This window comes from Nonomuraea sp. LP-02 (assembly GCF_036289125.1).
GTDB lineage: Bacteria > Actinomycetota > Actinomycetes > Streptosporangiales > Streptosporangiaceae > Nonomuraea > Nonomuraea bangladeshensis.
On sequence record NZ_JAXCLK010000001.1, the window covers coordinates 8,111,545 to 8,136,647 of the forward strand.

At 72.3% G+C, this 25,103-nt stretch carries 28 protein-coding genes and 2 tRNA genes; 22 read left to right on the forward strand and 8 right to left on the reverse strand.

Annotated elements, in window-relative coordinates; all coding sequences use genetic code 11:
* Positions 1-74 precede the first annotated feature (74 nt).
* Together SMD20_RS38065 and SMD20_RS38070 are read left to right on the forward strand one after the other, a co-directional pair.
* Positions 75-150 (forward strand) — tRNA-Glu (locus tag SMD20_RS38065).
* A 19-nt stretch (positions 151-169) separates the two neighbouring features.
* Positions 170-242 (forward strand) — tRNA-Glu (locus tag SMD20_RS38070).
* Positions 243-351: 109 nt separating this feature from the next.
* On the opposite strand, the gene SMD20_RS38075 is transcribed toward SMD20_RS38070, so the two are convergent.
* Positions 352-2,079: a hypothetical protein gene (locus tag SMD20_RS38075; RefSeq protein ID WP_329590560.1), complete on the reverse strand. Its 1,728-nt coding sequence runs from the start codon at positions 2,077-2,079 to the stop codon at positions 352-354.
* A 58-nt stretch (positions 2,080-2,137) separates the two neighbouring features.
* A complete protein-coding gene (locus tag SMD20_RS38080) occupies positions 2,138-2,854 on the reverse strand; it encodes an IclR family transcriptional regulator (RefSeq protein WP_020543978.1) in 717 nt (238 codons plus the stop codon).
* A gap of 143 nt (positions 2,855-2,997) precedes the next feature.
* Between SMD20_RS38080 and leuC the strand changes: the two genes are divergently transcribed.
* The 4 genes from leuC (at position 2,998) to SMD20_RS38100 (ending at position 5,601) form a co-directional block, all read left to right on the forward strand.
* Positions 2,998-4,383 (forward strand): 3-isopropylmalate dehydratase large subunit, encoded by a 1,386-nt coding sequence (leuC, locus tag SMD20_RS38085; RefSeq protein ID WP_329592816.1) that lies wholly within the window; start codon positions 2,998-3,000, stop codon positions 4,381-4,383.
* A gap of 13 nt (positions 4,384-4,396) precedes the next feature.
* On the forward strand, positions 4,397-4,984 hold the full coding sequence (gene leuD / locus SMD20_RS38090) for a 3-isopropylmalate dehydratase small subunit (RefSeq protein ID WP_329590564.1): 588 nt from the start codon (positions 4,397-4,399) through the stop codon (positions 4,982-4,984).
* Positions 4,963-5,202 (forward strand): hypothetical protein, encoded by a 240-nt coding sequence (locus tag SMD20_RS38095; RefSeq protein ID WP_329590566.1) that lies wholly within the window; start codon positions 4,963-4,965, stop codon positions 5,200-5,202. The genes leuD and SMD20_RS38095 overlap by 22 nt, the downstream gene beginning before the upstream one ends.
* 99 nt (positions 5,203-5,301) lie before the next feature.
* The gene (locus SMD20_RS38100) at positions 5,302-5,601 is read left to right on the forward strand and encodes an HU family DNA-binding protein (RefSeq protein WP_020543974.1); all 300 of its coding nucleotides are present in this window, start codon (positions 5,302-5,304) and stop codon (positions 5,599-5,601) included.
* 69 nt (positions 5,602-5,670) lie between these two features.
* Here the strand turns inward: SMD20_RS38100 and SMD20_RS38105 are convergent, their stop codons facing one another.
* Together SMD20_RS38105 and cofC are read right to left on the reverse strand one after the other, a co-directional pair.
* Entirely contained in the window at positions 5,671-5,871 is a 201-nt protein-coding gene (locus SMD20_RS38105) for a hypothetical protein (protein ID WP_091078414.1), read from the reverse strand.
* A 40-nt stretch (positions 5,872-5,911) separates the two neighbouring features.
* On the reverse strand, positions 5,912-6,553 hold the full coding sequence (cofC, locus tag SMD20_RS38110) for a 2-phospho-L-lactate guanylyltransferase (RefSeq protein WP_329590573.1): 642 nt from the start codon (positions 6,551-6,553) through the stop codon (positions 5,912-5,914).
* A 74-nt stretch (positions 6,554-6,627) separates the two neighbouring features.
* On the opposite strand from cofC, the gene SMD20_RS38115 reads away from it, so the two are divergent.
* From SMD20_RS38115 to SMD20_RS38125, 3 genes are all read left to right on the forward strand, one after another.
* Positions 6,628-7,338 carry a lysophospholipid acyltransferase family protein gene (locus SMD20_RS38115; protein ID WP_329590575.1) on the forward strand — a complete coding sequence of 237 codons (711 nt, stop codon included), beginning with the start codon at positions 6,628-6,630 and terminating at the stop codon, positions 7,336-7,338.
* 4 nt (positions 7,339-7,342) lie between these two features.
* Positions 7,343-8,353: an NAD(P)H-dependent glycerol-3-phosphate dehydrogenase gene (locus SMD20_RS38120; RefSeq protein ID WP_329590577.1), complete on the forward strand. Its 1,011-nt coding sequence runs from the start codon at positions 7,343-7,345 to the stop codon at positions 8,351-8,353.
* A gap of 64 nt (positions 8,354-8,417) precedes the next feature.
* Positions 8,418-9,515: a D-alanine--D-alanine ligase family protein gene (locus tag SMD20_RS38125; RefSeq protein ID WP_329590579.1), complete on the forward strand. Its 1,098-nt coding sequence runs from the start codon at positions 8,418-8,420 to the stop codon at positions 9,513-9,515.
* A 3-nt stretch (positions 9,516-9,518) separates the two neighbouring features.
* Here SMD20_RS38125 and SMD20_RS38130 read toward each other — a convergent pair whose 3' ends face one another.
* Together SMD20_RS38130 and SMD20_RS38135 are read right to left on the reverse strand one after the other, a co-directional pair.
* Positions 9,519-9,941: a DUF3515 family protein gene (locus tag SMD20_RS38130; protein WP_329590581.1), complete on the reverse strand. Its 423-nt coding sequence runs from the start codon at positions 9,939-9,941 to the stop codon at positions 9,519-9,521.
* A gap of 28 nt (positions 9,942-9,969) precedes the next feature.
* Positions 9,970-10,203 carry an Lrp/AsnC family transcriptional regulator gene (locus SMD20_RS38135; RefSeq protein ID WP_242379215.1) on the reverse strand — a complete coding sequence of 78 codons (234 nt, stop codon included), beginning with the start codon at positions 10,201-10,203 and terminating at the stop codon, positions 9,970-9,972.
* A gap of 47 nt (positions 10,204-10,250) precedes the next feature.
* On the opposite strand from SMD20_RS38135, the gene SMD20_RS38140 reads away from it, so the two are divergent.
* From SMD20_RS38140 to thiD, 3 genes are all read left to right on the forward strand, one after another.
* Positions 10,251-11,219, forward strand: coding sequence for a thiamine-phosphate kinase (locus tag SMD20_RS38140; protein WP_329590584.1), 969 nt, complete (start codon positions 10,251-10,253; stop codon positions 11,217-11,219).
* Positions 11,220-11,489: 270 nt separating this feature from the next.
* Positions 11,490-13,397 carry a hypothetical protein gene (locus SMD20_RS38145; RefSeq protein WP_329590586.1) on the forward strand — a complete coding sequence of 636 codons (1,908 nt, stop codon included), beginning with the start codon at positions 11,490-11,492 and terminating at the stop codon, positions 13,395-13,397.
* Positions 13,398-13,414: 17 nt separating this feature from the next.
* The gene (gene thiD / locus SMD20_RS38150; RefSeq protein ID WP_329590588.1) at positions 13,415-14,218 is read left to right on the forward strand and encodes a bifunctional hydroxymethylpyrimidine kinase/phosphomethylpyrimidine kinase; all 804 of its coding nucleotides are present in this window, start codon (positions 13,415-13,417) and stop codon (positions 14,216-14,218) included.
* Between the two features lie 101 nt (positions 14,219-14,319).
* Here thiD and rpmB read toward each other — a convergent pair whose 3' ends face one another.
* Positions 14,320-14,505, reverse strand: coding sequence for a 50S ribosomal protein L28 (gene rpmB / locus SMD20_RS38155; RefSeq protein ID WP_043618345.1), 186 nt, complete (start codon positions 14,503-14,505; stop codon positions 14,320-14,322).
* Positions 14,506-14,714: 209 nt separating this feature from the next.
* Here rpmB and SMD20_RS38160 point away from each other — a divergent pair, with 209 nt between their 5' ends.
* From SMD20_RS38160 to mutM, 8 genes are all read left to right on the forward strand, one after another.
* Positions 14,715-16,259, forward strand: a complete 1,545-nt coding sequence (locus SMD20_RS38160) for a DAK2 domain-containing protein (RefSeq protein ID WP_329590590.1) — start codon at positions 14,715-14,717, stop codon at positions 16,257-16,259.
* A gap of 54 nt (positions 16,260-16,313) precedes the next feature.
* The gene (recG, locus tag SMD20_RS38165) at positions 16,314-18,500 is read left to right on the forward strand and encodes an ATP-dependent DNA helicase RecG (RefSeq protein ID WP_329590592.1); all 2,187 of its coding nucleotides are present in this window, start codon (positions 16,314-16,316) and stop codon (positions 18,498-18,500) included.
* Between the two features lie 275 nt (positions 18,501-18,775).
* Positions 18,776-19,345: a 16S rRNA (guanine(966)-N(2))-methyltransferase RsmD gene (gene rsmD / locus SMD20_RS38170; protein WP_329590594.1), complete on the forward strand. Its 570-nt coding sequence runs from the start codon at positions 18,776-18,778 to the stop codon at positions 19,343-19,345.
* 14 nt (positions 19,346-19,359) lie between these two features.
* Positions 19,360-19,836 carry a pantetheine-phosphate adenylyltransferase gene (gene coaD, locus SMD20_RS38175; RefSeq protein WP_329590596.1) on the forward strand — a complete coding sequence of 159 codons (477 nt, stop codon included), beginning with the start codon at positions 19,360-19,362 and terminating at the stop codon, positions 19,834-19,836.
* Between the two features lie 54 nt (positions 19,837-19,890).
* Complete coding sequence (locus SMD20_RS38180) at positions 19,891-20,460, forward strand: YceD family protein (protein ID WP_091078384.1); 570 nt, start codon at positions 19,891-19,893, stop codon at positions 20,458-20,460.
* A 1-nt stretch (position 20,461) separates the two neighbouring features.
* A complete protein-coding gene (rpmF, locus tag SMD20_RS38185) occupies positions 20,462-20,641 on the forward strand; it encodes a 50S ribosomal protein L32 (protein ID WP_033409409.1) in 180 nt (59 codons plus the stop codon).
* A 306-nt stretch (positions 20,642-20,947) separates the two neighbouring features.
* The gene (gene rnc, locus SMD20_RS38190; protein ID WP_442942626.1) at positions 20,948-21,682 is read left to right on the forward strand and encodes a ribonuclease III; all 735 of its coding nucleotides are present in this window, start codon (positions 20,948-20,950) and stop codon (positions 21,680-21,682) included.
* A 23-nt stretch (positions 21,683-21,705) separates the two neighbouring features.
* Positions 21,706-22,560, forward strand: coding sequence for a bifunctional DNA-formamidopyrimidine glycosylase/DNA-(apurinic or apyrimidinic site) lyase (gene mutM / locus SMD20_RS38195; protein WP_329590599.1), 855 nt, complete (start codon positions 21,706-21,708; stop codon positions 22,558-22,560).
* On the opposite strand, the gene SMD20_RS38200 is transcribed toward mutM, so the two are convergent.
* Positions 22,499-23,659 (reverse strand): MFS transporter, encoded by a 1,161-nt coding sequence (locus SMD20_RS38200; protein WP_329590601.1) that lies wholly within the window; start codon positions 23,657-23,659, stop codon positions 22,499-22,501. The genes mutM and SMD20_RS38200 overlap by 62 nt on opposite strands.
* Positions 23,660-23,751: 92 nt before the next feature.
* On the opposite strand from SMD20_RS38200, the gene SMD20_RS38205 reads away from it, so the two are divergent.
* The gene (locus SMD20_RS38205) at positions 23,752-24,669 is read left to right on the forward strand and encodes a LysR family transcriptional regulator (protein WP_329590603.1); all 918 of its coding nucleotides are present in this window, start codon (positions 23,752-23,754) and stop codon (positions 24,667-24,669) included.
* Between the two features lie 14 nt (positions 24,670-24,683).
* Entirely contained in the window at positions 24,684-24,971 is a 288-nt protein-coding gene (locus SMD20_RS38210) for an acylphosphatase (RefSeq protein WP_329590605.1), read from the forward strand.
* Positions 24,972-25,103: the final 132 nt, after the last annotated feature.

Sequence of the window (25,103 nt, forward strand, 5' to 3'; positions counted from 1 at the left end):
TGGTTGTGGTCTGCGGGGTGCGGTAGAGTTACCTGCGTCGCCGGGGAGATCCGGCGACGAAAGCTTGTGGACAGGGTCCCGTCGTCTAGTGGCCCAGGACGCCGCCCTCTCAAGGCGGTAGCGCCGGTTCGAATCCGGTCGGGACTACCACTTGTCACAAGCTCGCGAAGGTCCCGTCGTCTAGTGGCCCAGGACGCCGCCCTCTCAAGGCGGTAGCGCCGGTTCGAATCCGGTCGGGACTACGTCTGCTCCACCACCGCTCCGGTGCCTCTGGCCCGGAGCGTTTCGCGTTTCATGAGGCCGTACCGCGAGAAAAGCCCTCGCCGCGAACGGCGAGGGCTTTTCCCGGCGTCACACCGAGCGGGCCTTGAACAGCGCCCGCCGGGCCGCCTTCGCGATCTGCTTGTCCGGGTGCACCTGGGAGATGAGGTCCAGCAGCTCCTCCACGTGCGCGTGCGGGATCTTCCAGATGACTTCAAGCAGCTCGGTGACCATCTCGGGGCCGATGTCCTGGAGGCTGCTCACGAACTCCGACCGGCCGAGCCCGGCCGAGATCGTCCACATGTCGAGAATGAGCCAGTGGGTGTCGTCCTGCGTCGGCTCGGGAGCGCCCTCCACCTTGAGCTGGCTGAGGTGCGTGGCCGCGTAGGGCCGCAGCGACGGCTGCTTGAGCGCCTCCTGCCAGGCGGGGAGCGCGGCCTCGCCCAGCGTGCCGACGACGCTGGCCGCCTGCACCCGGATGAGCGCGTCGCTCTCGTCCTCGGCGGCGGCCTCCAGCAGCTCCTCGGCGGCCTTGGCCGGCTCGCGCAGCCGCATCCAGGCGGCGAACTCGGCGTCGGCCTCCTCCTCGGGCAGCTCGGCGCTGAGCGCCAGCAGCTCGTGGGCGCTCATCGACTCGATGGCGGGCCGGGCGTCCACCTCGATGTCGGCGTCGTCCACCAAGTGGACGACGCCCTCGGTGCCGAGCGGCGTGAGCTTGAGCGTGCGGCCCTCGACCTCCACCATGCCGTAGCCGACCAGCCAGTCGACGGCGGGGGCGAGCGGGTCGCCGGCGGCCTCCCAGGCGTCGGCGCCGAGCTCCTCGTCCAGCTCGGCGGCGGCCTCGGACAGCTCGCGCGCCAGCTCGTCGAGGTCACGCGCGCCGCCGGCCAGCAGCAGCCGCACCAGCACGCCGCGGGTCAGACCGGCCAGCGCCATGGTCAGGTCGTCGTCGGGCAGCTCGGGGTCGCCGTAGTCGACCGAGTGGAGCCCGAGCATCCAGGCGTCGAGGACGTCCTCGTCGTCGTCGAACGGCCACTCGGCCGTGTCGTCCTGGACCGCGACCGTGTTGCCCTCGCCCGGCTCCAGGAACTCGAGGTCCACGGCGAGGTTCCAGATGTTCCACAGGTAGGGCACGGCCTCGGCGATCGGGCCCTCGACCTCGGGCCGGGGCAGCCCGACGGCGGCCAGCGCCTCCTCCACCTCGGCGTCGCTGAGCAGGGTGTCCTCGCCCACGCGGCGGCCGGAACCGACCCAGAGGGCCAGGTCGCGGGCCTTGGCGATGAGCGGGGCCTGCCGGGCGGCCGCGGCCAGCTCGGAGTCGGGCCGCAGCCGGATGGTGTCGAGGTCGGCGAGCTCGTCGGCGAACGGCTCGAAGTCGCCGAGGTCGCCGGTCTCCTCCTCGTCGCCGTCCGCGCCGTCGCCGTCCGCGTCGCCGTCCTCGACGAGCTCGTCCATGAGCTCGACGAACTCGTCCTCGACGTCGTCGAGCTCGGCCTGCAGATCGGCGAGGGAGTCGGAGCGCTGGGTCAGCCTGCCGGTCTGCGAGAGGAACGTGAGGTAGGCGTCCACGGCCGGGAGCATCCCGTCGGCGGCGGCGTCGGGATCCTCCACGACCTCCGGCATGCGGTCGAGCAGCAGGTTGCGCAGGTCGGCGCGCTTCCAGGTGCCGGCGTCCGGCGAGAAGGCGAGACGGTGCCACAGGGCGGCGGGCCCCACGAGCTCGGGGTCGCTGTCGGGCGCGTTGACGCGCGCCCACATGATGAACTCTTCGAGCAGGGGTCGCAGCTCAGTGGCGGCTACCTCGATGCGATCTGTCACGCACTCAGGCTAGTGCGCTCCCGACGTTGACGGCTCCCGAAATACATCCTTTTGCTGATCATGACGTGCGCCGCATGGCCTCGGTGATCCGCTCGGCGGCGGCCATGACCGGCACCGCGTGCAGCCGGCCGGGCGCCCGGGTCAGCCGTTCGATGGGGCCGGAGACCGACACGGCCGCGATCACCTTGCCGCCGCTGCCCCTTATGGGCGCTGAGACGCTCGCCACACCCTGCTCGCGCTCGCCGACGCTGTGGGCCCAGCCGCGCCGCCGTACGGAGGCCAGGGTCGCGGCGGTGAACTTGGCGCCGCGCAGGCCGCGGTGCAGCCGGTCGGGCTCCTCCCAGGCGAGCAGGATCTGGGCCGCCGAGCCGGCCGTCATGGGCAGCGCCGAGCCCACCGGGACGGTGTCGCGCAGGCCGCTGGCCCGCTCGGCCGCGGCCACGCAGACCCGCTCGTCGCCCTGCCGGCGGTAAAGTTGCGCGCTCTCCCCGGTCAGGTCCCTGAGCTGCATGAGGACGGGGGAGGCCACGGCGAGCAGCCGGTCCTCGCCGGCGGCGGTGGACAACTCCGACAGCCGCGGTCCCAGCACGAAACGGCCCTGTGTGTCCCGGCTGACGATGCGGTGATGCTCCAGTGCGACGGCCAGACGGTGGGCCGTGGGGCGGGCCAGACCGGTGGCCTGGACGAGCTGCGCCAGAGAAGCGGGTCCCGCTTCTAGGGCATTGAGTACAAGAACGGCCTTGTCGAGTACTCCGACTCCGCTAGAGTTGTCCATGTACCGATACTGCAGTCTCGACATATGAGAAGGCAAGTCGGCGGCAAACTCCCGCAAACATGCACCGGGACCCGGAGCGGCAGACGGGGGCGGGCCTTGAGCGGGCGATGCGACGGCGCATCGCGAAGACACAGGAGGAGATCATGGGCCGCACACTGGCCGAGAAGGTCTGGGAGCAGCACGTCGTCAGGCGTGCCGAGGGCGAACCTGACCTGCTCTACATCGACCTGCACCTCATCCACGAGGTGACCAGCCCGCAGGCGTTCGACGGGCTCCGCCTCGCCGGCCGCAAGGTGCGCCGCCCCGACCTCACCATCGCCACCGAGGACCACAACGTGCCGACCGTGCTCGGCCCGATCTCCGACCCCGTGTCCAAGACGCAGGTCGAGACGCTGCGCAAGAACGCCGCCGAGTTCGGCATCCGGCTGCACCCGATGGGCGACGCCGGGCAGGGCGTGGTGCACATCATCGGCCCGCAGTTCGGCCTGACCCAGCCGGGCATGACGATCGTCTGCGGCGACTCGCACACCTCGACGCACGGCGCGTTCGGCGGCATCGCCTTCGGCATCGGCACCTCCGAGGTCGAGCACGTGCTCGCCACCCAGACGCTGCCCGCCTACCGGCCGAAGACGATGGCCATCGAGGTCAGCGGCGAGCTGCCCGCCGGCGTCACCGCCAAGGACCTGATCCTGGCCATCATCGCCAAGATCGGCACCGGCGGCGGCCAGGGCCACATCATCGAGTACCGCGGCGAGGCCGTGCGCAAGCTCTCCATGGAGGGCCGCATGACCGTCTGCAACATGTCGATCGAGGCCGGCGCGCGGGCGGGCATGATCGCCCCCGACGAGACCACGTTCGCCTACCTCAAGGGCCGCCCGCACGCGCCCGAGGGCGAGGCGTGGGACCAGGCCGTCGCATACTGGAAGTCGCTGCGCACCGACGACGACGCCGTCTTCGACCAGGTCGTGGAGATCGACGCGACGACGCTGACCCCGTACGTCACGTGGGGCACCAACCCCGGCCAGGGCCTGCCGCTGGGCGAGGCCGTCCCCAGCCCCGAGTCCTTCGCCGACCCGGTCGCGCGGGCCGCCGCCGAGCGGGCGCTGGAGTACATGGGCCTGTCCGCCGGCACGCCGCTGCGCGAGATCGAGGTCGACACCGTCTTCGTCGGCTCGTGCACCAACGGCCGCATCGAGGACCTGCGCTCGGCCGCCGAGATCCTCAAGGGCCGCCAGGTCAAGACCCGCACGCTCATCGTGCCCGGCTCGATGCTGGTCAAGCTCCAGGCCGAGCAGGAGGGCCTGCACGAGGTGTTCAAGGCCGCGGGCGCCGAGTGGCGCGAGGCCGGCTGCTCGATGTGCCTCGGCATGAACCCCGACACGCTCCAGCCGGGCGAGCGCAGCGCCTCGACCTCCAACCGCAACTTCGAGGGCCGCCAGGGCAAGGGCGGCCGCACCCACCTGGTGTCGCCGCAGGTCGCCGCCGCGACCGCGGTCACCGGCCGCCTGACCGCCCCCGCCGACCTGTAAGGAGTCACGACCGATGGAAGCCTTCACCACCCACACCGGTACGGCGGTGCCGCTGCGCCGCAGCAACGTCGACACCGACCAGATCATCCCGGCCGTCTGGCTCAAGCAGGTCAGCCGCACCGGCTTCGAGAAGGGCCTGTTCGCCGCCTGGCGCGAGGACCCGGCGTTCGTGCTGAACGACCCCGCCTACGAGGGCGGCTCGATCCTCGTCTCCGGCCCCGACTTCGGCACCGGCTCCTCCCGCGAGCACGCGGTGTGGGCCCTGCAGCAGTACGGGTTCCGCGTCGTGATCGCCGCCCGCTTCGGCGACATCTTCCGCAACAACTCCACCAAGATGGGCCTGCTGCCGGTCGTCCTGCCCGGCGACAAGGTCGAGGCCCTGCAGGCCGCCGTCGAGGCGGACCCCAAGCTGGAGATCACGGTTGACCTGGCCGGACGCCAGGTCCGCTGGGCGGACGAGGCCGTCGCGTTCGAGATCGACGACTACACCCGCTGGCGGCTGATGGAGGGCCTGGACGACATCGGCCTGACCCTGCGTCACGCCGAGGACATCACGGCGTACGAGAATGGTCGGCAGCCATGGCTGCCGACGACCGTCTAGAGGACGACGAACTGGCGCGGCGGTTGCGCGAGGCGCACCGCCGCGTCCGCCTGCTGCCCGCCGCCGATCCCGCCGTCGACAAGGCGCGGCTGGCCCGCCGCTATCTCGCCATCTGCGACCTCGCCAAGCGTGACCCCGAGCGGGCGGCGGCCCGTCTGGAGGCGTTTCTGTCCGCGCTCGACACGCCACGTAATGACGAAAACACCGTCGGTGATTGAGTTCCCCCGCGATCCCGCCTACTTTCGACTCGCGTAAGGGGTTTCTACGTCGAACTCGTGTGCTGGAACCCTGACCATAACTGGGGGAGCAGGACTTTCATGAACAAGCGAGAACTCGTCGAGGCCATTTCGGACCGGGTGGGCGACAAGAGGACGGCCACCGAGGCCGTGAACGCGGTCATCGACACCATCCAGAAGGCCGTGGCGAGCGGCGACAAGGTCTCGATCACGGGCTTCGGCGCGTTCGAGATGGTGAACAAGCCGGCGCGCACGGCCAGGAACCCGTCGACGGGTGCCGAGATCAACGTCGCGGAGAGCTGGGCTCCCAAGTTCCGCCCCGGTTCGGAGTTCAAGGACCTCGTGAACGAGGGCGGCAAGAAGAGCGGCAAGAAGAAGTAGCCGCAGCCGATCGTCAGCGGACCGTCACGCCCGGGCTACCCGCCCGGGCGTCGCGCGTTGCAGGGCTCTCTAAGGCAGCGGGAACGTGGACAGCGTGACGTAGGTGATCCGCCCCCCGGTCAGCGCCAGGTTGACCCGCTGCCCGGTGCGCAGCAGCCGCAGCGGGCCCGCGTCGAAGGCGGGGGCGTCGAACTCCAGCACGGTCCCGTCGTCCAGGAAGACCGTGCCCGACCTGGTGGCCTCGTCGAAGCTGCGTACCGTGCCCTGCACGCCACCAGCGTAATCCGTCCGCCAGGGGCGCGGCGAGCGGTCAGGTCCCGGAGCCCGGCCACAGCTCGGCGACCAGCGCCGCCGTGTGCGGCCCAAGCCCCAGCGCGATCGCCGCGGCCAGGTCGGCGGGGGTGTCCACGTCCCGCCGGACCGAGTCGATGCCCGGCACGCACAGCTCCTTCGCGCCGCCCGCCAGATGTCTGGCCCGCGACTCCCCGCCGAAGCGCGGCGTGAACGGCACCCCCGGCCGTACCCCGTAGAACGTGGTGCCGACGTCGAGCGCGTCAGGCACGAACGCCTGGTCGAACTCGGCCGCCGCCCCCAGCGCCCTGGCCAGCTCGGCCGGCCGCAGCGCCGGCAGGTCGGCCTGCAGCGCCCCCACCGCCTCGCCCGGCGCGACGGCCACGGCGTGCGCGGCGCCCGTGCGGAGGGCGGTGTTCAGCCCGCGGTCGGGATCGGGCACCACCTCCGCGCCCAGCGCGGCGAGCGGGCCCGCCGCCGCGGGATCGGCGGTCACCACGATCACCCGCGCGACCGCCGGGCAGGACAACGCGGCCGCCACGGTGTCGCTCGCCACCGCCACGGCGAACCTCGTGCGGTGCGGTCCCGTCGCGTCGGCCAGCCGGGTCTTCGCGGCGACCAGCGTCTTGACCGGAATGACCAGGGACCACCGGAAGCTCATACCCTTAAGCATCGCGCCTCGACATCCTCGGCGGGCAACCGGGAGACTTGGGGCGCAAACCCGAGGAGGAGTCCATGAGCCGCCGCACGCGACCGTCGCGTTTCTGGGAGACCCTGGCAGTCGTCGTCGTGAAACCACTCTCCCGGCTCCTGGTCAAGCGGGACTGGCGGCACGGCGAGCGCCTCCCGCGGACCGGCGGCATCATCATCGCGGCCAACCACCTCTCCTGGACGGACCCCGTCCTGCTCGCGCACTTCCTCTTCAACAACGGGCGCTGGCCGGTCGTTCTCGCCAAGTCCGCGCTGTTCCGCGTCCCTCTGCTCCGCCAGGCCCTGGTCGGACTGCTGGCCATCCCCGTCGAACGCGGCAGCGCCGAGGCCGCGCGCTCGCTGCGGATCTCCTCAGAACGGCTCCAGGACGGCTGCGCGATCCTGTTCTATCCCGAGGGCACCTGCACCCGTGACCCGGCCCTCTGGCCGATGGTGGGCAAGACGGGCGCGGCCCGGCTGGCGCTGGAGAGCGGCGTCCCGGTCATCCCGGTCGCCCACTGGGGCGCGCACGAGCTGCTGCCGTACGGCGAGAAGAAGCCGCGGCTCTTCCCCCGCAAGACCTTCCACGTGTCGGTGGGCCCGCCGGTCGACCTGTCCGGATACGCCGGCCGGCCGCCGCAGGGCGACGTCCTGCGCGAGGCCACGGCCGACATCATGGCGGCGATCACCGCGCAGCTCGCCGAGCTGCGCGGCGAGAAGGCCCCCGAGGCCCCCTACGACCCCGCGGGGCGGTGACCGCATGACGAGAGTCGCCGTGTTCGGCTCAGGTTCGTGGGGCACCACGTTCGCGATGATCCTCGCGGAGGCGGGCAACGAGGTCACGCTGTGGGGGCGCAGGCCCGAGCAGACGGAGGCCATCGAGCGCACCCACGAGAACGCCGACTACCTGCCCGGCATCCCCCTGCCGCCCTCGCTGCGCGCCACGAGCGACCCCGAGCGGGCCCTGGACGGCGCCGACTTCGTGGTGCTGTCCGTGCCGTCGCAGACCCTGCGGCCCAACCTGGCCGCCTGGCGCGAGCACATTCCGCGCGGAGCGGTCCTGGTCAGCCTCATGAAGGGCATCGAGCTCGGCACCACCAAGCGGATGAGCGAGGTGATCCGCGAGGTGGCCGAGGTGCCGGAGGAGCGGGTGGCCGTCGTCTCCGGCCCCAACCTGGCCAAGGAGATCGCCCAGCGCCAGCCCGCCGCCACCGTCGTGGCCTGCGCCGACGAGTCCGTCGCCGAGCGGCTGCAGGCGATCTGCCACCTGCCGCCGTGGTTCCGCCCCTACACCAACCCCGACGTCGTCGGCGTCGAGCTGGGCGGCGCGGTCAAGAACGTCATCGCGCTCGCCGTCGGCGTCTCGGCGGGCATGGGCATGGGCGACAACGTCAGCGCCATGCTCATCACCCGCGGGCTGGCCGAGATGCAGCGGCTCGGCGCGGCCCTGGGCGCCGACCCGCACACCTTCGCCGGGCTCGCCGGCATGGGCGACCTCGTCGCCACCTGCCACTCGCCGCTGTCGCGCAACCGCACCTTCGGCGAGAACCTCGGGCGCGGCATGACCCTCGCCGAGGTGGTCGCCGCCACCAGGCAGACCGCCGAGGGCGTCAAGTCCTGCGAGTCGGTGCTGGCCCTCGCCCGCAAGCACGACGTCGAGATGCCGATCACCGAGGTCGTGGTCGGGGTGGTGCACGACGGCATGTCGCCGGCCGAGGCCGGCATGCTGCTCATGTCGCGCTCGCCCAAACCGGAACGGTACGGCGTGTGACCGGGCGCGCCGTGCACCGGGGCTGACTCGCTGTTCAGGGGACACCCCGGTAGATTCGGACACCATGAGCAAGCCACGCGTCGCCGTCGTTTTCGGAGGTCGCAATTCCGAGCACGCCGTGTCCCTGATGGGCGCGGGCAGCGTGCTGGATGTGATCGACAGGAGCAAGTACGAGGTGATCCCGATCGGGATCGCCCAGGACGGCAGGTGGGTGCTGGCCGCGTCCGACCAGCGGTTCGCCATCGAGGAGGGCGAGCTGCCGGTCGTCGACACCTCGGGGACGGCGCTCGCGCTGCCCTCCGGCGGCAGCTCCCTGGTGGCCTACGATCCCGGCGCCATCCCCGTCGAGCTCGGGACCGTCGACGTGGTGTTCCCCGTCATGCACGGCCCGTTCGCCGAGGACGGCACCATCCAGGGCCTCCTGGAGATGGCCGGGGTGCGCTATGTCGGCTCCGGCGTGCTGGCCAGCGCCGTCGGCATGGACAAGGCGTACATGAAGACCGTTCTCGCCGCGGCCGGGCTGCCCACCGGCAAGTTCGTCGCGGTACGCGACCGCGACTGGCGGCTCCATCGCGAGCTGGTCCTCAAGGAGGCCGAGGAGCAGCTCGGCTACCCGGTCTTCGTCAAGCCCGCGCGGGCCGGCTCCTCCCAGGGCATCTCCAAGGCCGCCGACCGGGCCGAGCTCGAACAGGCCGTGGAGTTCGCCCGGCAGCACGACCCCAAGGTGCTCATCGAGGCCGCGATCGAGGGCCGCGAGATCGAGTGCGCGGTGCTGGAGTCGCCCGGCGACGAGCCGGCCGCCGCGTCCGTGCCCGGCGAGGTCAAGGTCGAGGGCGGGCAGGAGTTCTTCGACTTCGAGGCCAAGTACTACCCCGACCAGATGTCGCTCACCGTCCCGGCCGACATCCCCGACGAGACGGCCGAGGAGCTGCGGGCCCTCGCGGTGCGGGCGTTCGAGGCGCTCGACTGCGAAGGGCTCTCGCGGGTCGACTTCTTCTACACGCCCGACGGCCGGCTGATACTCAACGAGATCAACACCATGCCGGGCTTCACCTCGCTGTCAGTGGCGCCGCAGCTCTGGGCCGCCACCGGGGTGTCGTACGCGGAGCTCGTGGACCGGCTGATCCAGCTCGCGCTCAACCGGCCGGCCGGGCTGCGATGAGCGCTATCCCGCCATCCGGCCCACCGGGCCGGACAGCTCGGCGAGCACGTCGCCGGGCGTGTGGCCGCCGCCGATCGTGACCTCCACGTACGCGGCGTCCGTCACGGCGGTGTACAACGCGGGCCGCTCGGGGTCGGCGAACCAGCCGACGCCGTTGATCTCCTGGAGCTGGTCCGTCGGCGCCATCCGCGCCGGCCGGGCCACGCCGCAGCGCAGCGCGATCGCGCCGTCCCCCCAGACGGCGACATACGGCGAGCGCGGCTCGGACGTGCCGCGCTCGGCCCCGTCGAGCGAAGCGGGCAGCAGCGTGGCCAGCCTGTCGCAGGCGGCGACCGCCGGGCCCGTGGGCGCCGGCGGCTCCACCTGGACGGTGCCGCCGCAACCGGCGAGCGCTAGGAGAACGAGCAGGACGGCGGCGGCACGCATGCGACGACTACCTTCGGAACTGGACGGCTCAGATGTGGACGATCGGACACGTCAGCGTACGCGTGATGCCCTCCACCGCCTGAATCTGGGCCACCACCAGCTTGCCCAGCTCGTCCACGTTACGGGCCTCCGCGCGGACGATCACGTCGTAGGGACCGGTCACGTCCTCCGCCTGCGTCACACCGGGGATCCCGGAGATCTCCCCGGCCACTGCGGCGGCCTTGCCGACCTCGGTCTGAATAAGGATGTAGGCCTGCACCATCACGTCCTCCCGGGCGATTGGATCACGCCGAAGGGCCACCGTACCCTGTGTGCGTCAGGAGGTGCGTCATCACAGTCGGGGATCTCGGCGAATTCGGCGTGGTAAATCGTATTACCGGCCGTCTTCCCCAGGGAGCGGCGGTAATGCTGGGGCCGGGGGACGACGCGGCGCTCGTCGCCGCCCCTGACGGGCGTGTCGTGGTCTCCACCGACCTGCTGCTGGAGGGCAGGCACTTCCGGCGCGACTGGTCGAGCCCGTACGACGTGGGCCGCAAGGCCGCCGCCCAGAACCTCGCCGACGTCGCCGCCATGGGCGCCACCCCAACCGCGCTGGTGATCGGCCTCGGCATCCCCGCCGACTTGCCCGTGACCTGGCTGGACGGGCTGACCGACGGCTTTCGCGACGAGTGCGCGGTCGTGGGCGCGAGCGTGGCCGGGGGCGACGTGACCCGCTGCGACCTGGTGGTCCTCGGGGTCACCGCGCTGGGCGACCTGGGCGGACGGCCCCCCGTCCGGCGGGACGGCGCGCGGCCGGGGCAGGTCGTGGCGGTGGCGGGGCGGCTCGGGCACGCGGCGGCCGGGCTCGCGCTGCTCGACGCCGGAGTGCCCGCCCGCACCGAGGCGCTGGAACGGGCGGTCGCGGCGCACCGGCGGCCCCGCCCGCCTTACCAGGAGGGGCCGCACGCCGCCGAGCTGGGCGCGAGCGCGATGCTGGACGTCAGCGACGGGCTGCTGCAGGACCTCGGGCACGTCGCCACGGCGAGCGGGGTGCGGATCGAGCTGGATCCGCAGGCGTTCGCGGTGGGCGAGCCGGTGCTGGCGGCGGCAAAGGAGCTCGCGGCCGATCCGCTGGAATGGGTGCTCACGGGTGGCGAGGATCACGCGCTCGCGGCGGTTTTTCCCGCCGGGGTGCGGTTGCCCGCGGAGTGGCAGGTCGTGGGGCGGGTGGTCGAAGGTGAGGGAATTCTCGTGTACGGGCGAGAAATGGGACGTGGCGGCTGGGATCACTTTCGGTAATGATCTGTCCCGATTTTTGGGATTTTTTCCCGGTTTGGGGTACGACTAGTGGGATTGCTGTGACAACGGCGTAGCGAAGGTGTTATGAAGATTGGCGGCCAACTGTAACCGGCAGAAAGGGCAGCCATGGGCCGCCACGGCACAGGTGGATCCGACGACGGGGATGAACGGGGGAGCAGTAGCGCATTCTGGGGTCCTGACGAGGAGGCCGAGCCGCCAGGCTGGCCGTCCCTGCCGGACCGGCCCGAGGTCACGGGGCAGTGGGCCCCGATGCGGCGCCGCGACGGCGAGCCGCCGCGCGGGCCGGGGTCCGAGCCGTTCGAGGTCACCGGAGCTTTCGCGCTGCCCACCGACTCCGCCGGCGGACCCGCGAGTGCCTTCCCGCCGCCGCCCCCTGGCGACCAGGCCGGCCCCTTCGAGGTGACGGGCGCCTTCGTCCGCCCCACGGACTGGGACGCCCCTTCTCCCGGCACCCCCACGGGCCCCGGCGCCCCCGCCTCCGGCCCTGGCTTCCCCGGCAAGCCGGCCTCCGGCCCTGGAGCCTCCGGTGTCGGCCGCCCCGGCGACCCCGCCTCCGGCCCTCGATCCGCCGGCTCTGGCTTCCCCGGCGATCCCGCCGGCCCTCGGGGCCTGGGGGCCGGCCTGCCCGGTGACCCCGCTGGTGCCCCGCGTGCCCCGGGTGGCGGCGGCTCGTTCGCCGGGCCCGCCACAGGTGACTTCGACGTGCCGGGCCCGTTCGACAGGACGCCGGGACGTGGCGACGGTCCCCGGCCCGGTGGAGGCTTCTTCGACGCCCCCGCCGAGCGCACCGCCGCATTCCCCGGCCCGTCCGCCCCGCATGAGGCCCCGAGCGGCGACCCCTTCGGCCCCGGCTCGTTCGGCACCCCCACCGGCCCCGGCCCCTTCGACCGGCCCGGCGGCACTGGCCCCTTCGACCAGGCCACCGGGACCGGCCCCTTTGGCCAGTCCGGTGGGACCGGGCCCTTTGACCAGCCCCCGGGTGCCGGGCCCGGGAGTGATCCCTTTGGGCGGCCGATGCGCGGTGAGGGGTTCTTCGACGAGCAGGACGGGCAGGCCGGAGGCCCGGCCGACCGTACCGCCAGGTTCGACGCCGCGCCCCCCGCGGGCCCGCCCATGCCCGGAGACATCAAGGTCGCCGGCGAGCCCACGGCGGCGGTCCGGACCCCGGCGTGGGCGGAGGCCGAGACCGGCTTCCTCACCTCCGGCTGGTCCGCCGACTCCGGCCTCGACGACCTCGACGACCCGGAGGAGCCCAAGGGCCGCCGCGGCCGCCGCAGGGACAGCAGCAACAACGAGGGTGGCCGGGGCAGGGGCGACGACCTGGCCGCCCCGTCGTCGTCCGGCCGCGGCAAGGGCCGGGTGGCCCTGCTGTCCGTCGCCGCCGTGGCCGTGGTGCTCGGCGGCACGGTGGCGGGCGTGAAGCTGATGAGCTCCGACGACCCGGCCAAGTGCGAGGGCGCGACCTGCGCGGCCGTACAGAAGAGCCCGGCCGACCCCGGCCCCGCCGTCGCCGACCCGGCGGTGGAGGACGAGGAGAGCGAGCCCGAGGAGGAGCCCACGGCGGACGAGGAGAAGACCACGCCGTCCGGCCGCCCGACGCCCACCGCCTCGTACGTCGCCCGCGCCCCCCGCCGCACCACCTCGCCCACGCCGAAGCCCACCAGGACCAGGGTGAAGGCGTCCGCACAGCCGACCAAGCAGGTGACGGAGGAGCCGACGGGAGCGGAGGAGAGCGACACGCTCACCCCCAACCCGAACCCCGAGCCCTCCTCGGACGGCGGCGCGACAGAGCCCCCCGCACAGCCGACTCCGGTCGACACCGACCGCCCCGGCCCGTTCGGGCAGGGCGGCGCCGCCGGCAGCTCGATCAACGTCCGGCAGACGATCAAGCAGCGCGTCGGCACCTACTCGGCGAGCCTCAAGGTCGCGAACACCTCAGCGCGGGCGCTGGCCGCTCCCACGGTCTCGGTGCCGGTCGAGGGCAAGGTGCTGAGCGTGCGCGGCGCGACCTGGACGCAGGACGGTGACCTGCTGATCCTGGACGTGCCTAGCACCCTGGCGGCCGGCGACTCGGCGGAGGTCACGTTCACCGCGACCGGGACGGGCGAGCGGGCGGAGACCTGCGGCATGGTCAGCGGGGAGTGCTCCGTCACCTGACCGGGTCAAATGGTTGGATGGGGGACATGACGGTTTCGACCCCTCCACGCGTGCTCACCGTCGCCGGCTCCGACTCCGGGGGAGGCGCGGGCATCCAGGCCGACCTGAAGACCATGATGGCCATGGGCGTCCACGGCATGAGCGTCATCGCGGCGGTGACCGCGCAGAACTCGCTCGGCGTCCAGGGCTACTGGGAGCTGCCGCCCGAGGCCGTACGCGCGCAGCTCGACTCGGTGCTCGGCGACATCGGCGCCCAGGCGGTCAAGACCGGCATGCTGGCCTCGCCCGTCCTGGTCGAGGTGGTCGCCGAGGCCCTCGGCCGGTACGGCGCGCCGGTCGTCGTCGATCCCGTCGGGGTGTCCAAGCACGGCGATTCGCTGCTCGCGGAGGAGGCCGTGGAGACGATGCGCACCCGGCTGCTCCCGGTGGCCACGGTGGCGACGCCGAACCTGTGGGAGGTCGAGCAGCTCACCTCGGTCAAGGTCGAGGACGAGGACGGCCTGCGCCGCGCGGCCGACGCCGTGCTCGCGCTGGGTCCCCGATGGGCGCTGATCAAGGGCGGCCACCTGCCGGGCGCGCCGGTGGACCTGCTGACCGACGGCGCCGAGGAGCACCGCTTCGCCGCCGAGCGCCACGACAACCGCCACACCCACGGCACCGGCTGCACGCTGGCCTCGGCCATCGCCTCCCGCCTCTCGCTGGGCGACGACGTGCCGGAGGCGGTGCGGGCGGCCAAGGAGTACGTGACCGGCGCCATCGCCCACGGCTTCCCCCTGGGCGCGGGCATCGGCCCCGTGGACCACGCCTGGCGCTGGCGCTGACCGCCGGCCCGGCGCCGGGCATGACCGCCGGGCATGACGGCCGGGCATGACAAAGGCCCGCTGCTCCCGGAAGAGAGGCGGGCCTTCGCACGTGGAAGAACTTAGCGGGTGACCTTGCCCGCCTTGATGCACGAGGTGCACACGTTCAGCTTCTTCGGCGTGCCGCCGACGACCGCGCGCACCGTCTGGATGTTGGGGTTCCAACGACGGCGGGTGCGGCGGTGAGAGTGGGACACGTTGTTACCGAAGGTCGGCCCCTTGCGGCAGACATCGCAGACGGAAGCCACGGTATCGCTCCTTAAAACAGTCGATGTAGCCCTGTCCGCTGATGCTTTCCGGGCGGAGGGCATGCCGGGACAACCGGCCAGCCAGACGAGAATATCCGATCCATACCGCTGGGCGCGAACTGGAGCACTGGCCGGGAGACTCGATCAACCCGGCACGGAGATATTCTCCATCGACAACGGTAGCGCACGCGGGAGCACGGAGGCGCCGGATGGAGACCCTCGACCCGCCCGCGGTGCGTCGCTGGGCGCGGCTGGCGGCCGACGCGCTCGGCCGGGCCAGGACGGACATCGACGCGCTCAACGTGTTCCCGGTGGCTGACGGCGACACCGGCACCAACCTGCACCTGACCCTGCTGTCCGCGGCCGAGGCCGTCGAGTCCCTGCCCGACGACGTGGACGCGGCCGTGGTGTGGCAGACGTTGTCGTACGGCGCCCTGGTGGGCGCGCGGGGCAACTCCGGCGTGATCGTCAGCCAGGCCCTGCGCGGCCTGGCCGAGGTGCTGAAGGACGGCCACGACCTGCGGATCGCGCTGCACCGGGCCGCCGTGCTGGCCAGGGAGGCCGTGGCCAGGCCCGTGGAGGGCACGGTGCTGAGCGTGCTGGAGTCGGCCGCGCTGGCCGTACGGGAGCTGGACGGCGACCTGGCCGAGGTGGCGCGGCGCGCGGCGGGCGAGGCCAGGGCGGCGCTCGGGCGCACCCCGAGCCAGCTCGACGTGCTGGCCCGCAGCGGCGTCGTGGACGCGGGCGGCGCCGGGGCGGCGATCGTGCTGGAGACCCTGGCCGCGGTCGTCACCGGCTCCTACGACGGCCACTACGACGTGCCCGCCCCGGCCGCCCGGCTCCAGCCGATGACCGAGGCCGGTGCGGGTTACGAGGTGATGTACCTGCTGGACGCCGACGACGGGGCCGTGGCGGCGCTGCGCGCGGAGCTGGACGCGATGGGCGACTCGCTGGTCGTGGTCGGCGGCGACGGGCTGTGGAACGTGCACGTCCACGTGCCGGAGGCCGGGCCGGCCGTGGAGGCGGGCATTCGGGCGGGACGCCCGCACCGGATCCGGATCACCTACCTGGCCGAGCGCGCCCGCCACGCCGAGGCTGGCCGGGGCGTGGTGGCCGTGGCCGCGGGCGACGGCATCGCCGCGCTGTTCGAGGAGTGCGGGGCCGTCGTGGTGCGCCGCGAGCCCGGCTCGCGGCCACCGCTGCCCGCCCTGCTGGCGGCGATCCGCCAGGCGGGCAGCGAGGTCGTGGTCCTGCCCAACGACGAGGGCGTCGGCGACGTGGCCGCCGCGGCGGCCGAGATCGCCCGTCAGGACGGGCAGGCGGTCAGCGTGCTGCCCACGCGGGCGACCGTGCAGGGCCTCGCCGCGCTGGCCGTGCACGATCCGCTGCGCCGCTTCGGCGACGACGTGGTGGCGATGGCGGACGCGGCCGGCCAGACCCGCTGCGGGCACGTGACGGTGGCCGGCGAGGAGGCGTTCACCAGCGCCGGGGTGTGCCGCCCCGGCGACGTGCTCGGCCTCATCGAGGGCGACGTGGCGGTGATCGGCGTCGCGCTCGATCAGGTGGCGGCGCTGGTCGTGGACCGCCTGGTGGCGGGCGGCGGCGAGCTGGTCACCCTGATCACGGGCGCCGGCGCCCCGCCGGGCCTCGCCGAGGGCGTGGAGGAGCACCTGCGGGTCACGCGGCCGGACGTCGACCTCGCCGTGTACGCGGGCGGTCAGGGCGGCTACCCCCTGCTGATCGGAGTCGAGTGACGCGCCGGGGGATGGCGGGATTCCTGTCGGCCGCAGGCGGTAGAACTTAATGCCGTGAGCCGTTTCGACGAGCCTCTGACGAAGGCGCTCGACCCGAAGACCGCCAAGCTGCTGCACAGTGTGCTCGGCCTGGAGACGGTCGGCGACCTGCTGCGCCACTATCCACGCCGCTACGCCGAGCGTGGCGAGCTGACCTCGCTCGCCGACCTGGAGGTGGACGAGCACGTCACGGTGGTCGGCGAGGTCACCCGGCTGATGCGCAAGCCGATGCGCAACCGGGGCGGCACCTGGCTGGAGGTCGAGGTCGCCGACGGCAGCGGCGACAAGATCTACCTGTCGTTCTTCGGCAAGGGCTCCCACGCGGCCGAGTCGCGGCTCAAGCCGGGGCGGCGCGGCATGTTCGCCGGCAAGGTGGGACTGTTCGGGGCGCGCGGCCGGCCGCGCTGGCAGCTCGCGCATCCGGAGTTCGAGCTGTTCGAGGAGGAGGACGAGGGCGGCGCGGCGGAGTTCGCGGCCGCGCCGGTGCCGATCTATCCGGCGGGCAAGGACGTCACGCCGTGGGCGATCCGGCGGGCGATCGGCGTCGTGCTCGACACGCTCGGCCCGCTCGACGACCCGCTGCCGGCCGAGCTGCGGGCCCGCCACAAGCTGCAGCCGCTGGGCGAGGCGCTGGCGGGCATCCACCGGCCGAAGGACTTCGCCGAGATGGGGCGGGCGCGGCAGCGGCTGAAGTTCGACGAGGCGTTCGTGCTCCAGGCGGTGCTGCTCCAGCGCCGTCAGGCGGCCACCGCCTGGCCCGCGCGGCCCCGGCCGAGGCGTGCGGACGGACTGCTGGCCTCGTTCGACGAGCGGCTGCCGTTCGCGCTGACGGAGGGGCAGGCCGCGGTCGGCGAGGAGATCGCCGACGACCTCGCCCGCGAGCACCCGATGCACCGCCTGCTCCAGGGCGAGGTGGGCGCGGGCAAGACCGTGGTGGCGCTGCGCGCGATGCTCCAGGTCGTCGACGCGGGCGGCCAGGCCGCGCTGCTGGCGCCCACCGAGGTGCTGGCCCAGCAGCACCACCGCTCGATCACGGCCATGCTGGGAGACCTCGCGCAGGGCGGCATGTTCGGCGGCACGGCGGTCACGCTGCTGACCGGCTCGATGGGCGCGCCCGCCCGCCGCGCGGCGCTGCTCGACGCCGCCTCGGGCAACGCCGGGATCGTGGTCGGCACGCACGCGCTGCTCCAAGAGCACGTGCAGTTCGCCGATCTCGGGCTGGTGGTGGTGGACGAGCAGCACCGGTTCGGGGTGGAGCAGCGTGACGCGCTGCGCGAGAAGGCCGGTGACGCCCGGCCGCACGTGCTGGTCATGACGGCCACGCCGATCCCGCGCACGGTCGCGATGACGGTCTTCGGCGACCTAGAGGTCTCCACGCTGTCGCAGCTCCCGTCCGGGCGGGCGCCGATCACCACGCACGTCGTCCCGGCCGCCGAGAAGCCCCACTACCTGGACCGCACCTGGGAGCGGGTGCGGGAGGAGGTGGCGCTGGGGCGGCAGGCCTACATCGTGTGCCCGCGCATCGGCGACCTGGAGGGCGACGAGGGCGACCTGCAGGTGGCGGCGGCCTCGGGCGACGACGAGCGGCGACCGCCGCTGGCCGTGCTCGACGTGGCCGAGCTGCTGACCCAGGGGCCCTTCCACGACCTGCGGGTGGGCGTCCTGCACGGCAAGCTGCCGCCGGAGGAGAAGGACACGATCATGCGCTCGTTCTCGCGCGGCGAGCTCGACGTGCTGATCGCGACCACGGTGATCGAGGTCGGCGTCGACGTCCCCAACTCCTCCGTGATGATCATCATGGACGCCGACCGTTTCGGCGTCTCCCAGCTCCACCAGCTCCGCGGCCGGGTGGGCCGGGGCGGCCTGCCGGGCCTGTGCCTGCTGGTCTCCGACTTCCCGGCGGGCACCCCCGCTCGCGCGAGGCTCGACGCGGTGGCCGCCACGCTCGACGGTTTCGAGCTGTCCCGGGTCGACCTGGAGCAGCGCCGCGAGGGCGACGTCCTGGGCGCCGCCCAGTCGGGCAAGCGCAGCTCGCTGAAGCTGCTGCAGCTCCTGCGCGACGAGGACGTGATCGCCGCGGCCCGTGACGAGGCCGCCGCGCTGCTCGCCGAGGACGCCGACCTCGCCGGCCACCCGGCCCTGCGGGCCGAGATCGACCGGCTGCTGCAGGACGAGCGGGCCGAATACCTGGAGAAGACCTGAGCGAGCGGCGCAAAAGAGGAGGAAGAAGAAACCCAGCCGCGGGGACGGCCTCCCCCCGAATGCCGTCCCCGGCTGGGCCCACCCTCGGGTCAGGTGCCGAGGGAACCGGCGTGCGGAAGGGCTCACGATCACGCCGGTCGGCCTTCATGTGGGTCATCTTGAAGGCCGCAGACTCATCATGCGTGCCGTCCCGGCCGAAGCCAATCACCCTTGCTCAGCCGAGGCCGACACTTGTCCACTCTTGACCTGCGGGAACATGCGAAAGAATGGGGCACATGACTCGGATCATCGCGGGGAGCGCAGGTGGCAGGCGGCTGGCGGTGCCGCCGGGGCGCGGCACGAGGCCGACCAGCGACAGGGCCAGAGAAGGCATCTTCTTGACGCTCGGTTCCCTGTACGGCCTCGACGAGGTCCGTTTCCTCGACCTCTACGCCGGCTCCGGCGCGATCGGCCTGGAGGCCCTGTCGCGCGGGGCCGCGGAGGCGGTGCTGGTCGAGTCCGACCCGAAGGCGGTGCGGACGATCAAGGACAATGTCCGCACGCTGGGCCTGGAGGGCGCGCGGGTGGTCGCGGACAAGGTCACGCGGCTGCTCGCCAAGCCGCCGGAGGGCGGGCCGTTCGACGTCGTCTTCGCCGATCCTCCTTACGCGGTGCCGGACGCCGAGGTGACGACCGTGCTTGAGCTGCTGCGGGACCACGGCTGGCTGGCCGAGGAAGGGCTGGTGGCTTTCGAGCGGGAAAGCAGGGGAAATGCCCTTGTGTGGCCTGACGGGTACGTTGAGGAGAGGGTCCGTCGTTATGGCGAAGCGTCCGTTTGGTACGGTCGCGCCGCCGGGAACCCGTAGACCTGGGAGGCGTCTTGCGCCGCGTAGTCTGCCCGGGGTCGTTCGACCCCATCACCAATGGCCATCTCGACATCATCGGACGTTCGGCCCGCCTGTACGACGAGGTGACCGTGGCGGTCCTCATCAACGTCGAGAAGAGCAGCCTGTTCACCGTCGACGAACGCATCGAGATCCTGCAGACGGTCACGAAGGATTTCGCGAACGTCACCGTCAGGAAGTTCCACGGCCTGCTCGTGGACTTCTGCAAGCAGAACGACATCCCCGCCATCGTCAAGGGCATCAGGGTGGTCAGCGACTTCGACTACGAACTGCAGATGGCCCAGCTCAACTACCGCCTGTCGGGGGTGGAGACGCTGTTCATGCCGACCAATCCCGAATACTCGTTCCTGTCCTCCAGCAGGGTCAAGGAGATCGCCCGCTATGGTGGAGACGTGTCGGGCCTGGTGCCCGACCTCGTGCACAAGCTCCTCATCGAGCGGCTCAGGGGCTGAACGCGACCTGCTATCCTTTCATTTCGGCCTTGTACGACGGCGAGCATCTTCGCCATGCCTAGCGAGATCAGGATGACTCAGCACCTCGACCCCCGCTCCCCGTGGGTGATCTCCACTCATGACCTGGGCAAGCGGCCGGGCACGATGCGGCAGATGACCCTGGCGCTCCCGGCACCGGCAGACCTCGGCGTCGACATGATCGGTGTCCCCAAGGACGCCGAAGTCGAGCTGGATCTCCGGTTCGAAGCAGTGATGGAAGGCGTGCTCGTGTCCGGCACGGCGCGCGCCCCGCTCGCCGGGGAGTGCGCCCGCTGCCTCGACCCGATGTCCTCGGACATCGAGGTCGATCTGCAGGAGCTGTTCTTCTACTCCGACGAGGACGCCTCCGAGGACGACTCGCTGCTCGACGGCGAGCTGCTCGACCTTGAGCCGACGTTCCGCGACGCGGTGGTGCTCGCACTGCCGCTGAGCCCCGTGTGCCGCGAGGACTGCGAAGGGCTCTGCGCGGAGTGCGGGGTCAAGCTGGCCGAGGCCGGCGACGACCACCGGCACGAGGTGATCGATGCCCGCTGGGCGTCGTTGCAAGGTCTGATTTCCGACAAAGATAACGATCAGGAGAAGTGACGTGGCCGTCCCGAAGCGAAAGATGTCGCGGAGCAACACCCGCGCCCGTCGCTCCCAGTGGAAGACGACTGCCGTCGCCCTGGTGAGCTGCCCGCAGTGCCGTTCGCCGAAGCAGCCGCACATCGCCTGCCCCACCTGCGGCACCTACAACCGTCGTCAGGTCATCGAGCCGTCCGCCTGATCCGCCGGCACCTCTGCCGGATGGACCGCCGACGCCTTTCGTGCTTGGTTGAAAGCGTGGCGGCAGTCACACGGCAGGTTTCTCGTCAGCAGTTGACGTGATGCCGACCGAGTGCCATTGTGCCTCGGTCGGCGTTACCGTCTCAGATGCGTGCGGCGGCGGTTCGCCCGCGGCCGTGGTGGACGCCGGGGCCAACGCGATCACCCCGACGCCCACCACGTTTTCGGGCATCTTCCCGTCAGTCGGCGCGCCATCGCCATAGGAAGATGTCCGAGGAGGAAGCACGTGGGCGCAGGTCCTAAGCCCGTGGCCGTCGAAGTAGCCAGGGACGAGCTGGAGCAGGTTCTGTCGGTCGGGCTCGACCACGACATTCTTGAGCGGGCGCTGACGCACCGCTCGTACGCGTACGAGAACGGCGGCCTGCCGACCAACGAGCGCCTTGAGTTCCTCGGCGACTCGGTGCTCGGCCTGGTGGTCACCGACACCCTCTACCGCAACCACCCTGACCTGCCCGAAGGTCAGCTCGCCAAACTGCGCGCGGCCGTGGTCAACATGCGCGCGCTGGCCGACGTGGCCCGCAACCTCGGCCTCGGCCGCTTCCTGCGGCTCGGCAGGGGCGAGGAGGGCACCGGCGGGCGCGACAAGTCCTCGATCCTGGCCGACACGCTGGAGGCCCTGATCGGCGCGATCTACGTCGACAAAGGGCTCGGCGAGGCGTTCCGCGTGGTCCACCTGCTGTTCGACCCGCTGATCGTGCGTTCGGCGTCGCTGGGCGCCGGGCTCGACTGGAAGACCTCGCTGCAGGAGCTCACCGCCTCCGAGGCGCTCGGCGTGCCCGAATACCACGTCGAGGAGAGCGGGCCCGACCACGCCAAGTCGTTCACCGCCATGGTGCGGGTCGGCGGCGAGTCCTACGGATCGGGGACCGGCCGCAGCAAGAAGGAGGCCGAGCAGCAGGCCGCCGAGGCGGCGTGGACCCGCATCAGGGCCCGCCGCGACGAGCGCGAGAAGCAGCGCGAGAGCCAGCCCGCCGCGGGCTGACCCGCGCGAGGAGCGGAGTCCCTGTGCCGGAGTTGCCGGAGGTCGAGGTCGTCAGGCGCGGCCTCGCCCAGTGGGTCGTCGGCCGCGAGATCGCCGACGCCGAGGTGCTGCACCCGCGCGCCGTCCGGCGGCACGCGCCCGGCGCCGACGAGTTCGCGGCCCGGCTGAAGGGCCGCACGGTGCTGTCGGCCGAGCGCCGCGGCAAATACCTGTGGCTGCCGCTGTCGGGCGCTCCGGAGGCGCTGCTGGCGCATCTGGGGATGAGCGGCCAGCTCCTGGTCGTCGATCCGCAGGCGCCGCCGGAGAAGCATCTGCGGGTCCGCCTCCGCTTCGAGGACGGCGGCCCCGATCTGCGCTTCGTCGACCAGCGCACGTTCGGGCACGTCATGCTCACCGCCCTGGTGGACGGGGTGCCCGAGCCGATCGTGCACATCGCGCCCGACCCGTTCGAGCCGGCCTTCGACGACGAGGAGTTCGCCCGGCGGCTGCGGGCCAGGCGCACCGAGGTCAAGCGGGCCCTGCTGGACCAGTCGCTGATCAGCGGCGTCGGCAACATCTACGCCGACGAGGCCCTCTGGATCTCCCGGCTGCACTGGGCCCGTCCGACGCAGACGCTCAGCAAGCCGAAGATCGCCGAGCTGCTGGCGGCGGTCCGCACCGTCATGGCCGCCGCACTGCGGCAGGGCGGCACGTCGTTCGACAGCCTGTACGTCAACGTCAACGGCGAGAGCGGCTACTTCGAGCGCTCGCTGGAGGTCTACGGGCGGCGCGACCTGCCCTGCTCCCGGTGCGGCGCGGCGATCCGGCGGGAGGCGTTCATGAACCGCTCGTCCTACTCCTGCCCCAGATGCCAGCGGCGGCAGCGGCCAGCAGGCTGAGTGCGGCGGCCGGCCACATCGCGGCGGTGATCGACACCCCGTCCACCACCCGGCCGCCCGCCAGGGCGCCGAGCGCGATCGACAGGTTGAACGCGCTCACGAACAGCGCGGTCCCCAGCTCGCCGCCGCCGGAGCGCATGATCCACAGTTGCAGCGTCACGCCGACGCCGCCGTAGCCGAGCCCCCACACGATGAGCGCGGCGAGGGGCGGGGCGGCGAGCGCCAGGGCGGCCGTGGCCAGGGCGATGAGGGCGGCCAGCACGACGAGGACGGCCCGTGGACTCCTGGCCGCGCGGGCCCCTGCCGCGAAGTTGCCGGCCACGCCGGCCGCGCCGTACAGCAGGAGGGCGGCGCTGACCAGGCCGGGACCGGCCTGCGCGACCTGCTCCATGAACGGCCGCAGGTAGGTGTAGGCGGCGAAGTGGCCGCTGATGATCAGCACGGTCAGCACGATCACGAGGGCGAGCGCCCGCGACACCCGGAACCCCGCCTTCGCCCCGGCCTCCGACGCGGCGGCGGGCAGGGCCGGGAGGGTGGCGGCGAGCAGGGCGAGCAGGGCCAGGGCCAGGACGCCCAGCGCGGCGAAGGCCGCCCGCCACCCGGCCGAGGAGGACACCAGCGCCGCCGCGGGCACCCCCAGCACCGACGCCACCGACACCCCGCCCAGAATGACCGCCGTGGCCCGCCCGACCTGCCGCTCGGGCACCAGCCGCGCCCCGAGCCCGGCCGCGAACGCCCAGAATCCGCCGATGCTCACCCCGGTCGCCACCCGGGCCGCCAGCATGACCGCGTAGCCGGGAGCGAGCGCCGCCGCGAGATTCGCCGCCGCCAGCAGCGCCATCAGCCCCATCAGCAGGGTTCTGCGGTCGGCCCGGCGGGCGGCCACGGCCAGCGCCGGCGCGACGACGGCGGCCACCAGCCCTGGCGCGGTCATGGTGAGGCCCGCCGCCCCCGGCGAGATCCCGAGGTCCGCGGCGATCGGGGTGAGCAGGCCGACGGGAAGCATCTCGCTGGTCACGAGCGTGAAGGTGCCGAGGGCGACCGCGGCCACGGCGAGCGGGCGCGCCCGTACGGAGGACGCGTCAAGGGTTGTCGTCATGCCCCTCAGCCTTCTTCCGGCCCCGCACCGGGAACAACGGCGAAGTCCGAAGGCTTGGTTCAGTCAGGCTTAACGATCCAAGGGAGGCGGACATGGACTTCAGGGAGCTGGAGTGCTTCCTGGTGCTCAGCGAGGAGCTGCACTTCGCCCGTACGGCCGAACGCCTCTACCTGTCACCCGCCCGGGTGAGCCAGCTCCTGCGCGCTCTGGAGGCCAGGATCGGCGGCCGGCTGTTCGACCGGACGAGCCGGCGGGTGCGCCTCACGCCGCTCGGCGAGCGGTTCCTGGCCGACCTGAGGCCCGCCTACGACGGCGTGACGGGCGCCGTGAGCCGCGCCAGGGCGGCCGCGCGTACGGTGACGGAAGTGGTGCGGGTCGGCTTCCTCGCGACGCCCACGGAGGTCGTGACGGGCAGCGTACGGGCCTTCGAGCGCCGCCATCCCGGCAGCGTGGCCGAGCTGGTGGAGATCCCGCTGGCCGACCCCTTCACCCGGCTGCGCGCCGGCGGGGTGGACGTCGTCTTCACCCTGCTGCCGGTGGACGAGCCCGATCTCGCCACGGGGCCGGCGCTGAACAGGGTCTCCTACCGGCTCGGGCTCCCGGCCGGCCATCCGCTGGCGGGGCGGGCGGTTGTCACGGCGGAGGAGCTGGCCGGGGTGCCGCTGATCGGCCTGGCGGGGCCGGCGCCGCGCTGGTGGGGCGAGCGGACGGCACCCTCCGTGACGCCTTCCGGTCGTCCGATACCCCGGGCCGGCGCGGTCGCCACCATCCAGGAGGGCTTGACACAGGTGGCTCTGGGGCGGGGAGGAATGCTTTTGTGCACACCCACCGCCGAGGTCCACGAGCGGGCCGACGTAAGCTTCGTCCCGGTCAGCGGGCTGATGCCGTCGATCTTGGGTTTGGCCTGGGTCAGGACGGCGGAGAGCGCCGCGGTCAGGGCCTTCGTGACGGCGGCGGACGGTTGGGCGTCCCTCCGGGAGGGGCGCTCCGACCGCCTGCGAACGGCCTGAGGGGGAGGGGAAAGATGACGGAAAATCAGGAAAACGCCAGGTTGACGGCTTGGGTCCGGGGGAGGGTCCAGGGTGTCGGTTTCCGTTGGTGGACCCGTGCCAGGGCACTGGAGCTGGGCCTCACCGGATGGGCGCGCAACACCGACGACGGCCGGGTCGAGGTCGTCGCGGAGGGCCCCCGCGCGAGCTGCGTCAAGCTGCTGGAGCTGCTCAGAGGTTGCGACACGCCGGGCAGGGTCGATGGAGTAGTGGAACGTTGGAGCGAACCCCGAGGTAGTTTGGGCGGTTTTGTAGAGAGGTAGACGGTTTTGTCTAACCGCCCAAATAGGGTATAGTTGTATGTCGGGAGTGCCCATCAGTAGGGCGCAGCGGTTTGTTCGACTTGACCGCCCACACTGCCGGTGCGACTCTTGTTAGGTACCACGCGCACCCCT